Origin of the sequence: Aeromonas sp. Prich7-2, from assembly GCF_017939255.1 — a bacterium.
In the GTDB taxonomy this organism is placed as follows: Bacteria; Pseudomonadota; Gammaproteobacteria; order Enterobacterales; family Aeromonadaceae; genus Aeromonas; species Aeromonas caviae.
On record NZ_JAGKRI010000040.1, the window covers coordinates 1 to 13,295 of the forward strand.

General features: G+C 63.9%; 14 protein-coding genes and 1 pseudogene. 8 read left to right on the plus strand and 7 right to left on the minus strand.

What is annotated here, in order from left to right:
• Positions 1-396 precede the first annotated feature (396 nt).
• Positions 397-1,407, minus strand: a complete 1,011-nt coding sequence (glpX, locus tag J9892_RS08815) for a class II fructose-bisphosphatase (protein ID WP_039040467.1) — start codon at positions 1,405-1,407, stop codon at positions 397-399.
• Positions 1,408-1,625: 218 nt separating this feature from the next.
• On the opposite strand from glpX, the gene J9892_RS08820 reads away from it, so the two are divergent.
• Positions 1,626-2,684 (plus strand): porin, encoded by a 1,059-nt coding sequence (locus J9892_RS08820; RefSeq protein ID WP_029313567.1) that lies wholly within the window; start codon positions 1,626-1,628, stop codon positions 2,682-2,684.
• A gap of 82 nt (positions 2,685-2,766) precedes the next feature.
• On the opposite strand, the gene J9892_RS08825 is transcribed toward J9892_RS08820, so the two are convergent.
• Positions 2,767-3,246, minus strand: coding sequence for a GNAT family N-acetyltransferase (locus J9892_RS08825; RefSeq protein WP_161469867.1), 480 nt, complete (start codon positions 3,244-3,246; stop codon positions 2,767-2,769).
• A 271-nt stretch (positions 3,247-3,517) separates the two neighbouring features.
• Between J9892_RS08825 and J9892_RS08830 the strand changes: the two genes are divergently transcribed.
• The 3 genes from J9892_RS08830 to J9892_RS08840 all read left to right on the plus strand — a co-directional run bounded on the left by J9892_RS08830 (position 3,518) and on the right by J9892_RS08840 (position 7,460).
• A complete protein-coding gene (locus J9892_RS08830; protein ID WP_161469866.1) occupies positions 3,518-5,560 on the plus strand; it encodes a TonB-dependent siderophore receptor in 2,043 nt (680 codons plus the stop codon).
• A 65-nt stretch (positions 5,561-5,625) separates the two neighbouring features.
• Positions 5,626-6,246, plus strand: coding sequence for a PepSY-associated TM helix domain-containing protein (locus J9892_RS08835; RefSeq protein WP_069652288.1), 621 nt, complete (start codon positions 5,626-5,628; stop codon positions 6,244-6,246).
• 176 nt (positions 6,247-6,422) lie between these two features.
• Entirely contained in the window at positions 6,423-7,460 is a 1,038-nt protein-coding gene (locus J9892_RS08840) for an acyltransferase family protein (RefSeq protein ID WP_161469865.1), read from the plus strand.
• On the opposite strand, the gene J9892_RS08845 is transcribed toward J9892_RS08840, so the two are convergent.
• Positions 7,432-7,788: a helix-turn-helix domain-containing protein gene (locus J9892_RS08845; protein WP_161469864.1), complete on the minus strand. Its 357-nt coding sequence runs from the start codon at positions 7,786-7,788 to the stop codon at positions 7,432-7,434. The genes J9892_RS08840 and J9892_RS08845 overlap by 29 nt on opposite strands.
• A 121-nt stretch (positions 7,789-7,909) precedes the next feature.
• Between J9892_RS08845 and J9892_RS08850 the strand changes: the two genes are divergently transcribed.
• Positions 7,910-8,215 carry a monooxygenase gene (locus tag J9892_RS08850; RefSeq protein ID WP_069785520.1) on the plus strand — a complete coding sequence of 102 codons (306 nt, stop codon included), beginning with the start codon at positions 7,910-7,912 and terminating at the stop codon, positions 8,213-8,215.
• Here J9892_RS08850 and J9892_RS08855 read toward each other — a convergent pair.
• Together J9892_RS08855 and J9892_RS08860 are read right to left on the minus strand one after the other, a co-directional pair.
• Positions 8,196-8,726 carry a GNAT family N-acetyltransferase gene (locus tag J9892_RS08855; RefSeq protein WP_043154613.1) on the minus strand — a complete coding sequence of 177 codons (531 nt, stop codon included), beginning with the start codon at positions 8,724-8,726 and terminating at the stop codon, positions 8,196-8,198. The genes J9892_RS08850 and J9892_RS08855 overlap by 20 nt on opposite strands.
• A 45-nt stretch (positions 8,727-8,771) precedes the next feature.
• Positions 8,772-9,386: an outer membrane beta-barrel protein gene (locus tag J9892_RS08860; RefSeq protein WP_042864545.1), complete on the minus strand. Its 615-nt coding sequence runs from the start codon at positions 9,384-9,386 to the stop codon at positions 8,772-8,774.
• Between the two features lie 201 nt (positions 9,387-9,587).
• Between J9892_RS08860 and J9892_RS08865 the strand changes: the two genes are divergently transcribed.
• The gene (locus J9892_RS08865; protein WP_010672675.1) at positions 9,588-10,226 is read left to right on the plus strand and encodes an exopolysaccharide biosynthesis protein; all 639 of its coding nucleotides are present in this window, start codon (positions 9,588-9,590) and stop codon (positions 10,224-10,226) included.
• Between the two features lie 63 nt (positions 10,227-10,289).
• Here J9892_RS08865 and J9892_RS08870 read toward each other — a convergent pair whose 3' ends face one another.
• Both J9892_RS08870 and J9892_RS08875 read right to left on the minus strand, forming a co-directional pair.
• The gene (locus J9892_RS08870; RefSeq protein WP_069785519.1) at positions 10,290-11,180 is read right to left on the minus strand and encodes a sensor domain-containing diguanylate cyclase; all 891 of its coding nucleotides are present in this window, start codon (positions 11,178-11,180) and stop codon (positions 10,290-10,292) included.
• 329 nt (positions 11,181-11,509) lie between these two features.
• Positions 11,510-12,094 carry a hypothetical protein gene (locus tag J9892_RS08875; RefSeq protein WP_010672673.1) on the minus strand — a complete coding sequence of 195 codons (585 nt, stop codon included), beginning with the start codon at positions 12,092-12,094 and terminating at the stop codon, positions 11,510-11,512.
• 222 nt (positions 12,095-12,316) lie between these two features.
• Here J9892_RS08875 and J9892_RS08880 point away from each other — a divergent pair, with 222 nt between their 5' ends.
• Positions 12,317-12,952, plus strand: coding sequence for a Vat family streptogramin A O-acetyltransferase (locus J9892_RS08880; protein WP_161469863.1), 636 nt, complete (start codon positions 12,317-12,319; stop codon positions 12,950-12,952).
• 28 nt (positions 12,953-12,980) lie between these two features.
• Positions 12,981-13,151: pseudogene (locus tag J9892_RS08885) on the plus strand (GNAT family N-acetyltransferase); the annotation flags it as partial.
• Positions 13,152-13,295 lie beyond the last annotated feature (144 nt).

Genomic DNA, 13,295 nt, shown 5'->3' on the forward strand with positions numbered 1-13,295 from the left:
GAGTTGGACAAACAGGCAGAGCAGTTCAAGTTACCCGCCCGCCGAGAACGAAGTTACCCAAGGTGCATCAAAGCCAAACCACAGAAGTATGCGACGAGAAAACCTAGTAAAAACAATGCCAGTCAGGCTTAACTGACTGGCATTACGGCAGTGCCGGGCTTTTTGCTGCGGGAGTCAGCACATCACAGGATGATGTCGCGTACCACGCTGTCCTTGCGATCCAGGAAGTGGATCGACTTGATACGACGGCATGAGAGTACGTGACTTGCCGCCACCGCCATCCTCCTGCTTACAGGATGATGTCGCGTACCACGCTGTCTTTGCGATCCAGGAAGTGGATCGGCTTGATACGACGGCATGAGAGTACGTGACTTGCCGCCACCGCCATCCTCCTGCTTACAGGATGATGTCCCGTACCACGCTGTCTTTGCGATCCAGGAAGTGGATCGACTTGATACGACGGATGGTGCGCGATTTGCCGCGGATCAGCAGGGTCTCGGTGGTTGCCATGACGCCGTCGCTGGTGATCCCTTCCAGCAGATCACCCTTGGTGATGCCAGTGGCCGAGAAGATGACGTTGTCATTCTTGGCCAGATCTTCGAGCTTGAGCACCTTGCTCACGTCGATGCCCAGCTCCTCGCAGCGCGCGATCTCCTGTTCACCCAGGGCGCGAACCTCGGGGCTGTCACCCTTGACCTGGTGGCGGGGGATCAGGCGAGCCTGCATGTCGCCGTCCAGGGCACGGATCACCGCCGCCGAGATCACCCCTTCCGGCGCGCCACCGATGCCGTAGAGCATGTCCACTTCGCTGTCCGGCAGACAGGTGAGGATGGAAGCGGCCACGTCGCCGTCGGGAATGGCGAACACCCGCACTCCCAGACCCTGCATCTCCTTGATCGCCTTGTCATGACGCGGCTTGGCCAGGGTGATGACGGTCAGACGGGAGAGGGGCTTGCCGAGCGCCTTGGCCACGGCCTTGAGGTTCAGCTCCAGGGCCTGATCGAGATCGATGGCGCCTCTCGCCTTGGGGCCCACGATCAGCTTTTCCATGTACATGTCGGGGGCCTTGAGGAAGGATCCCTTGTCGCCCACCGCCAGCACGGCCAGGGCATTGGCCTGACCCATGGCGGTCATGCGGGTCCCTTCGATGGGGTCGACCGCGATGTCCACGGCGTCGCCCTGACCCGTGCCCACCTTCTCGCCGATGTAGAGCATGGGGGCTTCGTCGATCTCCCCTTCGCCGATCACAATCTCGCCATCGATCTGGATCTGATTGAGGATGTGACGCATGGCCGCCACGGCCGCGCCATCGGCGATATTCTTGTCACCACGTCCGAGCCACTTGTAGCCAGCCAGTGCAGCCGCTTCCGTCACTCGGGAAAATTCGATTGCCAGTTCACGTCTCATCGCATATCCAACCTTAGGAGCTCGAAAACGGGCGGCATTCTACCACAAGGGCAAACCTTTGCGCGTAAAAGTGGCGACCAGCCACATAAATCCCGGTTTTCATCCCGCTGACATGGAACCGACACGGTTTGTTCATTGCACGGTCACCCGACTGTCATCTGTCACTTCTAGCATGGCCCCGTCTTTTAAAACAAAAGCTTGCAACACAAGGGATCATGATGAAAAAGCTGACAGTAGTAGCATTGGCTCTTACCGCCGCCTTCCAGGCTCAAGCCGTCGAAGTGTACAAAAACGAGAGCACCCTGCTCGACCTCTACGGCCGCATCTACGCCGGCCAGTTCTTCGGCGAGAAGAAAGAGCTGGACGCCAACGGTGACATCAAGAACGAATACAGCGACAAGCAGGGGGCCAACCAGTTTGTCCGTCTGGGCGCCAAGGTAGAGAGCGAGATCAACCCGGGTCTCAAGGCGCTGGCCCAGTACGAACTGCAGATGTACATCAACGACAGCGAGAAGACCGTCAGCGAGAACTCCGACAACCTGCGTACCCGTCTGGCGTTCGCCGGTGTCGGCGCCAACTGGGGGACCGTCACCTTCGGTCGCCAGAAGGGGGCTCCTGGCTTCCTGGCGGACTGGACTGATGTCTCTCTCTCCGACGGTTACGGCAACGAGGCACTGGGCGCCAAGACCGACACCTTCGCCACCAACCGCGCCGGCTCCGTGCTGAAGTACTCCGGCCTGTTCAACGGTTTCCAGGTTGATACCAGCTACAAGTTCGATGGCGGTGACACCGAAGAGACCTCCAGCAAGGACAGCGATGCCGCCTACGGTGCCGCCGTGGCCTACACCTTCCCGTTCAACCTCTCCCTGGGGACCGCCTACAACGTGGGCATCCGCGACAAGAGCGGTGAAGAGGATGCCAAGCTGTGGCTGCTCTCCGCCAAGTACGACAACAAGGCCCTCTACGCCGCCCTGAGCTATGCCGACGGCAGCGACTTCCTGGCCACTGGCAAGGATCACACCGGCTGGGAAGGGGCGCTGGGTTACAACTTCGAGAGCGGCTTCGGCCTGATGGCCCTGTGGAACAAGCAGAAGGTGGAGCAGGCTGGCAAGTCTGACTACGACTCCATCGACTACTACACCCTGGGTGCCCAGTACAAGTTCAACAAGAACCTGCGCGTCATCGGCGAGTACCGCATCAACAACCTCGACAGCCATGACAGCGGCAAGCTCAACACCAAGGATGACTTCCAGCTGGCGGCCCGCTACGACTTCTAAGTCGGCAACCACCTGACGACACGGCGCGCAGAGCACTCTGCGCGCCGTTTTTCATTTGGGAAGATCGCGTTGTCACTGAGGCTCAGAGCTTCTTCTGCCAGAACATGGCCCGGCCCACCTCGGGATCGAGCTCATAACCCGCAAAGCCGCTGGCACGATAGGCAGCCTGGGCCACCTTGTTCCCCTCCAGCACCTCCAGGGTCAGCTTGCAGCAACCGAGCTCCCGGGCGAGCCGTTCCGCCTCCGCCAACAGCTGCTTGCCGATGCCCTGGCCGCGATGGGCAGGGTGCACCGCCACGTCGTGGATATTGAGCAGCGGCTGACAGGCGAAGGTCGAGAAGCCCTCGAAGCAGGTGGCAACGCCAGCGGGCTCCCCATCGACCCAGGCCAGCAGCACATGGGCACCGGGTCGCGCGGCCAGGGCGTCGGCCAGATTCGCCTTCACCTCGTCCGCCAGCGCACTGCCGCCCCCCATCTGGTCCCTGGCGTATTCGTCCAGCATCGCGATCAGCGCCTCGCCGTGGCGAGGGTTGTGCAGATCCGCCCTGATGATCTCGACCATGTTTCTCTCCCTGTGTGTTCCGGATGGTACGCCAAGGCGCGAGGCCACCATGGTAGCGTCCCCTCCGAACCGAACCAAGGCTCCCCCGGCCTTTTCCCCGAGGTTCCGACCCCTCAGTGCCTGCCCGCCAATGATCTCTTTTTCTTGCATCTTCTCCTTGCAAGGCAAATGAAAATCAATATCATTAGCAACCTCTCGCGATGAGAGAAATCAATAATTACAAATAAATCAACAAGTTCAGGCCGATTGGTCGACAAAGAGTCACACCCAGATGAACCATTCCAACCCCCCGCGCGCCTTGCTGGGCGTCGCCTTGCTGGCGGTTTGCACCAGCCCCCGTGCCGAAGACGAAACTCTGACCGTGGTCGGCAAACGCAGCCAGCATGAAGAGGTCGCCACCGCGACCCGCACCGCCACCCCGGCCAAGCTGGTGCCCCAGAGCATCGAGAGCGTCAAGGCAAGCGAGCTGACCGCCTTCGGCCAGCCCACCCTGAGTGAAGCCCTGACCGGCATCCCCGGCGTCAACGCCAGCGGCGACACCCGCTTTGACGGCGTCACCATCCGCGGTTTCAGCGCCAGCAACGACTTCTACCTCGACGGCCTGCGCGACGACATGCAATACACCCGCGACCTTGGCAATATCGAACGGGTCGAAGTGCTCAAGGGCCCCGCCGCCGTGCTCTACGGCCGTGGCAGCACGGGCGGCATCGTCAACCGGGTCAGCAAGGTTCCCCAGAAGGGGCAGGCCTCCAGCGTCAGCGCCCAGGTCGGCAGCTTCGACAGCCGACGCTTCGCCGCCGATCTCAACGGCGAGGCAGGAGAGCGGGTACAGGTGCGCCTGAACCTGGCCCAGGAGGACAAGGAGAGCTTTCGCGACGACGTGACCAGCAAGCGCACCCTGCTGGCCCCCTCCGTCAACTGGGAGATCACCGACACCCTGAACTGGCTGGTGCAATACGAGCGCAACGAGCACGATCGCACCCCGGATCGCGGCATTCCCGGCGTCGATGGTCGCCCGGCGGATGTCCCCATCGAGAGCGTCTACAGCGACACCCGCCGCGACTTCATCGACGATGTGGCCCAGTCCACCCGCTCCCGCTTCACCTGGGACATCAACGATCAGTGGCAACTGCGCCAGCAGCTCGGCTACACCACCCTCGACAGCCAGTTCGACAATACCTATGTCACCAGCGTCAAGGGTGACAAGGTGACCCGCGCCCGCTGGCAGCAGGATCTCAAGGCCAGCAGCCTCACCAGCAACACCGAGGCGGAAGGCCAGCTGCAAACCGGCCCCATCGCCCATCGTCTGCTGGTGGGCCTGGAGCAAGGCTGGCAGGATCGCACCCCCAAGCTCTACCAGAACGCCAGCCCGATCCCGGCAGGCAACCTCTATGATCCGGGCTCCCTGCCCACCTACGACGGCGCCATGAAACTCTCCAGCGACGCCCATCACAGGGTGCGCGGTGTCGGCCTCTATGTGCAGGATCAACTCAGCCTGGGCGACTGGCACCTGCTGGCGGGACTGCGCCGCGACGACTTCACCGTCACCAGCCGCCGCAACGACCTCGACAAGGAAGAGACCCTCTCGGTCACCAGCCTGAGTCCGCGCCTGGGCCTGGTGTGGAACCCCATCGAGGAGCATGCCTTCTACACCTCCTACAGCAAGACCTTCACCCCGGTGGGCGGTGAGCTTATCGGCATCACCCCGGGGGACAAGAACAACAACCTGGATCCCCAGCACACCCGGCTCTATGAAGGGGGCGTGAAGAGCGACTGGCTGAACGGCCGCCTCGCCACCACCCTCTCCCTCTACCGGCTGGAGATGTACAACAAGCGCAGCAAGGATCCGCTGGATCCCACTAAGGTGATCCTCACCGGTCTGCAGCGCACCGACGGCATCGAGCTGAGCGCCCGTGCCCAGCTGACCGACGAGATCTATCTGCGCGGCGGCGTCGCCATCCAGGATGCCGAGCAGGTCAAGGCAGACGCGGACCTGCAAGGCAAGCGGCCGATGAACGTCTCCCGCCAGAACGGCCAGCTGTTCGCCGGCTACCAGAGCGGCAAGCAGGGCTGGTTCGGCGAGACCGGGGTGACGGCGGTGGGGGATCGCTTCGCCGACAACGCCAACACCACCACCTTGCCCGGTTACGCCCGCTTCGACGCCCGTGCCGGCTACCGCTGGCCCCAGTGGGAAGCCCAGCTGAGCGTGGAGAACCTGACCGATCACGACTACTTCGTCAGCGCCACCAGCGCGGCCCAGATCATGCCGGGCACGCCCCGTCAGCTGCACCTGACCGCCGCCTACCGCTTCTGATCCTCCCTGTTTACCGACCCCTCTGGCCAGCGTTCGCTGGCCAGATTGTTATGAAGCACCGAACGATGACACGCAGAAAACTCCCCCTGCACAACAACAAGTGGGTGCGCCGCATCCACGCCTGGGCCGGCTTTGCCACCCTCACCCTGATGCTGCTCTACGGCCTCACCGGCCTCTGGCTGCAACACAGGGCCGTGCTGCCCCTGCCCGGTCCCCACACCGCCAAATCGAGCGAAGAGATAGTACTGAGCACGCCGCTGGCCAGCCCGGATGAATTGAAAGCCCTGCTGCAACAGCGTTATGCAGACATGTTCGAGGAGGGGAGACCCCAGATCACCCCGCCCCAGACCCTGCCCACACCATCCGGCGCCCTCACCCTGCCGGCCCGCTGGGAGCTGCGCGGTGTCACCCTCAGCCAGAGCGTGGCCGCCAGCTATGTGGAAGGCACTCTGCTGGTGCGCACCGAGCTGCAGCAGGCCAACTTCGCTGCCAGCCTCAACCGGCTGCACCGTGGCATGGGCACCGGCCTGCCCTGGCAACTGGTGGGGGATCTGGCGGCCCTGGCCATGCTGCTGCTGGCCCTCACCAGCCTGCTGATGTGGAACAAGCTGCACGGCCCCGCCGGTCGCGGCATCACCCTGCTGCTGCTGGGCGCCCTGGTCACCGTGCTGGTGGCCCTGCTCTAGCCCTTTTACCGACACCAAAACGGGATCCCGCTCCCGGCGGCGGTAACCTTGCCCGCACCTCGGGTAACAAAGGGTAACCGGCCGCCGATGGGGGTCACAGTTGGCGACCAGGCGGCTGGATAGGGAGCACCTACGGCTGATAGGGTGCGCCCAGCTCCCGAACGCCACGAGGAATCATGCGCATCTCCAGCATCGAATGCGGGCGAGTGGTGGCCATCCTGGCCGTGATGACCATCCATCTCTCCCCTTTCAGCAACCCCTTCGACCCCGCCCTGTGGGACGGCACGCCCTACCCTCTGGTCGGGGCCGTCATCAACCAGCTCTGCCGCTTCGCGGTACCGCTGTTCTTCCTGTGCGCCGGTTACTTCTTGCAATCCGCCCTCGCCGCGGGCCACCCGCTGACCGTCGCACTGCGCTACTGCCGACCCCTGCTGGGACTCTGGCTGGCGTGGAGCCTGCTCTACGTGCTGATACCCTTCAACCCGCTCGCGGCGGTGAGCGAGGGCTACCTGCCCGCCATGGCAGGCCAGTGGCAGATGCAGCTCGGGGATCATCTCAACGTCTGGTGGGTGGGCGGCATGATCCACCTCTGGTTCCTGCCCGCCCTGATAGTGGCGGTGCTGATCCTGGGGCTCTGCCAGCAGGCCCGCCTGCCAAGGCTGGCCCTGCTGCTGGGGGCCCTGCTCTACGCCCTGGCCCTGATCGGCGGCTCCTATGGCCCGCTGCTGCCGGGGGGCGAGTGGGCCCTGCTGACCCGCAACGGCCCCTTCTTCTCCTTGCTGTTCGTGGCGCTTGGCGCCGAGCTGCGCCTGCGTGCCTGGCAGCCGGACGCCAGGCGCTGCGCCCTGATGATGATGGCGGGGATGGGGCTCTACGCCCTGGAGGCCGCAGGTCTGCTGCGCGTTGCCGCCGTCCCCCTCGCTCGTCATGATTTCCTGCTGGGTTCGCTCCCCTGGGCGCTGGGGCTGTTCGGCCTGCTGCTGGCCAACCCCGCATGGGGCAAAGGCAGCTGGCTGGAGCGCCAGGCCCCCAAGGTGCTCGGCCTCTACTGTCTGCACATGATGCTGGTGGTGTGGCTGATGATCTTCGGCCCCCAGGGCAAACAGGTGTGGTGGGAACTCCTCAAGGTACCCGCGCTGCTGGCGCTCACTCTGCTCGGCTACCGACTGCTGGCGGCCACCGCCCTCAGCCGCTGGTTGCTGCGGGCTCGCTAGAAACAGGACCCTGACCAGCCAGCAGATCAACGTGGTTCAGCGCAAAATCGTGCATCTGCTGAAGCAGGGGGATCAGGGCGACGCCAAGCGAGCTCAGGCTGTACTCCACCCTGGGCGGTACGTCGGGGTAGAGGGTGCGGATGATGACACCGTCGCTCTCCAGCTCCTTGAGCTGGGCGGTGAGCACCTTCTGGCTCACCTCGGGCAGGCAGCGGCGCAGGTCGCCAAAGCGCAGGGTCTGTTCGCGCAGATGAAACAGAATGGCCGGCTTCCATTTGCCGGTCAGCAGGCGCAATACCTGATAGGCGGGACAGGGCAGTGAGGGCACGGTATGGCTCGCGAGTGGTTACTTTGCGGTAACTATGCCACGAAAATGTGCCTTCTTGCAGCCAAGATGCCGGCTTCCTATGATGCGGATTCCGTCAATCAACGCCCACGAGAGGTTTATCATGCCCAGCCTGCTGCAGATCCATTTCAACTTCCCCGCCGAGATGATGGGACCGACCCTCACTGCTGCGGCCATGCCGTTGGCCGACTCCATCACCCGGGAGCCGGGCTTCATCTCCAAGATCTGGACCGAGAACCCGCGCACCGGCGAGGCGGGCGGCATCTATCTGTTCGAGGATGAGGGGAGCGCCCTCGCCTACGCCACCATGCATGAGCAGCGGGTGCTCGCCATGGGCGCCAGCGCGGTGCAGTACAAGGTGTTCGACGTCAACGAGCCCCTCAGCCGCGTCACGCGCGGTCTGGTGTGATCCCCTCGCCCAGCAGTAACCGGTAGCTGGTATCCTGCTGCCAGATGAAGCCCAGCCGCTCAAATAGCCGCTGGCTGGGCAGATTGTTCGGTTCGATATCCGCAAGCAGGGTGATGATGCCAAGCTGGCGGGCATAGGCGATCAGGGCGCTCAGCGCCTCCCCCATCAGACCTTGTCCCCAGTGGCTGCGGGCCAGCATGCAGCCCACCTCCGCCTGGCGCAGGCTGGCGCCGGCCGCAAAGCTGTGCAAGCCGCAGGTGCCCACCAGGCGGCCGCTGCCGCGTAACACCAGCCCCCACTCCAGCGACTCGCCGCCAGCCAGCAACCGCTCGACGCTAGCCAGCATCTGCGACACGGTGGCAAGGGAGGGAAACGGCGGCTCCCCGACGAAGCGCATCACCAGGGGATCCCCGTAGATGGCGAAGAGATCGGCAGCATCCCGCCCATCGAAGGGGCGCAGTCGCCCCCTTGGGGTCAGCAGTACGGGCAGTTCACGGGGCAGGGATGGCACGGAGTCGTATCGCCTTGTCTGGTCAAAGGAGTCCCATCATGAGGCTCAGAACCTCAGGGTCAAGCCGATATTGGCCTGCCACTGGGTGATCAGCTCCCCCCTCACCCGAAAGGCGCAGATCTCCGGGTTGCAGAGAAACTGGCTGTCGTCGTTGACCAGGGCACCATAACCGCGCACCTCGGCCCGCACAGCCAGATGTTCGGTCAGGCGCGGCTGCACCCCGAGGGCCAGGGACATGGAAGGGGCCGTCTCGCTGTCGTAGGCATCGAAGCGGGTGACCCCTATCCCGGCACCGATATAGGGGGCCATCAGGTTGTCCGAGAGAGTCAGGGCCCCGGCAAACTGCAGGGTGTCCACCGTCAGCCTGTCGGGCAGTTCGGGGGACACCCGGGTCGACTGGTGGCTGTAGAGCAGCTCCACCATGCCGGGGTCATCCACCTCCCTGCTGATGAAGAGCCCCCAACTGCCGGAGCGCTCCCCTTGCAGGGTGTCGATGTCGCTCCCGTGCGGCGTGGGGGCCGGCTCGTCCATGGCCCGAAAGTCGATGGCCGAGCTGTATCCCGCAAAGGGAGTCAGCTGCCAGCCCGTCGCCGGGGGCTCGGCTGCCCAGCCCGCCAGGGGCAGCAGCAGCCCCGGCACCATCCCCATCGCTCCTCTCATGTGCTCATCCTTTGGTGAAAAGACCTGCGCAAAGCATATCAGAGCGCCCGTCTCCCACACTGGACGGGGGCTGTACCAGCCCCGTTGCCCCGCTTCCGATGGAAAAATCTGTGCTCCCCGGGGTTATTCATCCGGGATTAACCTCGGCCCCGTAAGCTGGCGGCGCCACAGCGGTGGCATCAACAAACGAGGATCTCAGGAATGGTTGCCGCGCAACTCAACGACCCCCAAAGCACGCTCTCCGATACCCTGAGGGCCACCGCCCACGCCATCGAGGAGAGCCACATCAGCCTGCGCCAGATGCTGGCCCTGGTGGGCGAACAGGGCATGCTGCTGTTTTGCGTGCTGCTCACGGTTCCCTTCCTGCTGCCGGTTTCCATTCCCGGCGTCAGCACCCCCTTTGGCCTGCTGATCCTCTTCATCGGCATCGGCATTACCCTCAACCGGGTGCCCTGGCTGCCCGCCTTCCTGATGGAGCGCCGCTTTGCCGCCGAGCACCTCAAGCCGACCCTGCACAAGGGGGCGGATCTGCTGGCCCGCATCGACCGCTTCATCCGCCCGCGCCTGCTCATCCTGACCGGCAGCGTGACCATCAACCGCTGCAACGGCCTGCTCATCATGCTGGCCGCTCTGCTGTTGATGCTGCCGCTGGGCGCCATTCCCTTCACCAACGCCATGCCCGCCTGGGCCATCCTGCTGCTGGCCATCGGCATGTTGCAGCGGGACGGGCTCTTCGTCGCCCTCGGCTATGCCCTGGTCGCCGCCACCCTGGTCTGGTTCAGCGCCCTGGCCATCGGCCTGCTGATGGCGGGGCAGAATATCTCGACCCTGTTCGGCTGATCTGGCCCGGCCAAATGAAAGAGGGCGACCCCGGGTCGCCCTCTTTCCTGTTCACTGCGCCCCTCAGGGCGCCCCATCGTGGGCCACCCGGTTGCGCCCGCCCCGCTTGGCCCGATAGAGCCACTCGTCCGCCCGGGCCAGCACGGTGCCAAGATCCTCTCCCGGCCGGATCAGGGTGGTGCCCAGGCTCACGGTCACCGGGGCGGGATCCGGCGCCATGGCCGCCACTGCGGCGCGGATCCGCTCCGCCACCTTCAGCAATATCCCCTCGTCTATCTGCGGCAGCAGGATCAGAAACTCCTCGCCACCGCTGCGCACGAAGAGATCCTCCCCCCGCAACTGGGCAGAGACGCACTCGCAGACCCGGCACAGGACCTTGTCACCGGTCTGGTGGCCGAAGCGATCGTTGATCTGCTTGAAGTGATCGAGATCCAGCATGATGAGGCCGGTGAGATGCTGCCCCTGCACCCTGTGGTGATACTGGTCGAAGAAGAAGTGGCGGTTGTAGAGGCCGGTGAGCTGATCCGTCTCCCCGAGCCGCTTGAGCCGCTGTTGCAGCTCGTACTGGCGGGTGATGCTGCGGGTCATCCAGGCCACCGCCCGCTTCCCCTCATATAAAGAGGGCAAGGGCGCTATCTTGCCCTCGAAACGCTGCATTCCCTGGGGCCCGGCGTCGGCGTCGATGCCGTCCACCTCGGCGGGGGAGAGGTCATACTCCACCACCTGCACCTGGCCGCTGGCGAGGGCCTGAGCCACCTGCGCCATCACCCACTGCGCCTTGTCCTCGGGCAGCACGTCCAGCAGTTGTCTGCCGATCAGCGGGTTGCCGTTCTGGTAGGACTGCTGCTCCATCCCGCCGATGTACTCGATGTAGTAGCCATCTTCGCTGAGGATGAAAACGGGATCCGGCAACTGGGCCATCACTTCGTAGAGTTGTGCCACTGAGAGCGCCATCCGAGCTCCTTGCTATCCGTGGGAGTGGGTCCCTGTACTCCTGTTATACAAGACTCATGGAGTATCGCACAGGGGCAGAAAGCTGCCTGCCGGGCGGGAAGAATGCGGTCGGTGACGTGTTCACCGGACAAGCCTCCGGCAAAGTGAATGGTAGCAATCGGGGATGCTGTCAGAACCAGAATTGTCAGACAGTCAGGAAGGTTTTTTTTGCCCTCAGGCAGTGCGACATGCCAACCCCTGTGACGTCAGGGGCGCCACAGGGGTATTCCCGCCCCCGGACAAGGGGGGCAAGGCCGGATCCCGGTCAAGAGGGATCCGGCAAACCGGCATCAGCGGGCAGCGGATCGGCTGGCGTTCCAGAGCAGTTCGCCGCTCTTGAGATCCATCAGGCTCATGGCGAGCCGGTAGCGGCCCCCTTCAGAGAGGAGATCCCCGTAGAGCATGTAACCCGCCCCGGTCTGGCGACCCAGGCGCACCAGGGAGGCGGGGTTCATGCCCCCCTGCTGGTATTCGAGCTGACCCGTGATGGCCGCCACCTGGCCCGGGTCTGCGAAACGAAAGCCGCTATTGGCCTGAATGCGCTGGATCATGGCCACCGCCAGGGGCTGGGTGCTGAAGGGCTCACCTGTACCGTTCTGGGGCGCCATCAGCAGCAGTACCGGGCTGCTGCCCGCCAGCGCCTGCACATCGGCGGCCTTCAGGAAGTCATCGGCCAGGGCGACCGCCAGCCCCGTCGGTGCCACGGGTTTGGGAGCAGGCACCGGCTCGGCCTTGTCAGGCTCGGCCACGGGTTTCTCTGGTTTGGTCACCGGCTTGTCCGGCTCGCCGACCGGCGCAGGCGTCCCCCCATAGGGATTGACCGCACATCCGCCCAGCAGCAGGGCACCCACCATCAACAAGGAACGCAGCTTCATCTTTTCTCTCCGCCAGAAGTGTGCAAGGCGCACTTCGTCCATCATCCATTTTGACGGAGCCAGACTCCGCCGCCCCTCCATGCTAGAGACAAACCCGCCCCGGGTCGATGCGCACATGGGCAGGGGGCGACAGAGACTGGCGAAGCGGAGGGCACAAAAGGGTGGCAAGGCTCCACCCGATTCCGTTAGGGTAGCCAGAGCCCGGACCCCAGAGGAGCCCCCATGCACGGACCCGATCCCGCCAACCCCCACCCCATGAACGGCTTCCCCCAGGTGTGCTTTATCAAGAACACCATCAAGGGACCCAATATCGAGGTGGGTGACTACACCTATTACGACGACCCGGAGGATGCGGCGGGCTTCGAGCGCAACGTCCTCTACCACTTTCCCTTCATCGGCGACAAGCTCATCATCGGCAAGTTCTGCGCCATCGCCCGCGGGGTCAAGTTCATCATGAACGGTGCCAACCACCAGACCTCCGGCTTCTCCACCTACCCCTTCTTTATCTTCGGCAACGGCTGGGAGAGCGCCGCCCCCGCCCCTGGCAGCCTCCCCTACAAGGGGGATACCGTCATCGGCAACGATGTCTGGATAGGCTATGACGCCCTGATCATGCCGGGGGTCAAAGTCGGCAACGGCGCCATCATCGCCGCCCGCTCCGTGGTCACCGGCGATGTGCCCGCCTACGCCGTGGTCGGCGGCAACCCCGCCAAGGTGATCCGCTATCGCTTTGACGACGACACCATCGCCCGTTTGGGCGCCCTCGCCTGGTGGAACTGGCCGGTGGAGCAGATCAGCCGCAACCTGCCGCTTATCAGCGGCGGCGAGATAGCCGCGCTGGAAGCGGCAACCCCATAGAGACAATCACCATCAAGCAGGAAGCACTATGCAACTCACCCCACCCCAACCGCCTCAGGACGATGAGATCGAAGCGCTGCGCATTGGCCTCTCGGGCTACAACAAGGATCACGCCGGCACCCATCTGCGCGAGCGGATCGCCAGCTTTATCAAGGATGAAGAGGGCAAGGTTCACGGCGGCATCATCGCCGACATCAAGGGAAGGTGCGAACAAGTCCCTGATATGAGATCATGTTTGTCATCTGGAGCCATGGAGCAGGGTTCATCATGAGTCATCAACTTACCTTCGCCGACAGTGAATTCAGCAGTAAGCACCGTCAGACCAGAAAAGAGATTTTCTTGT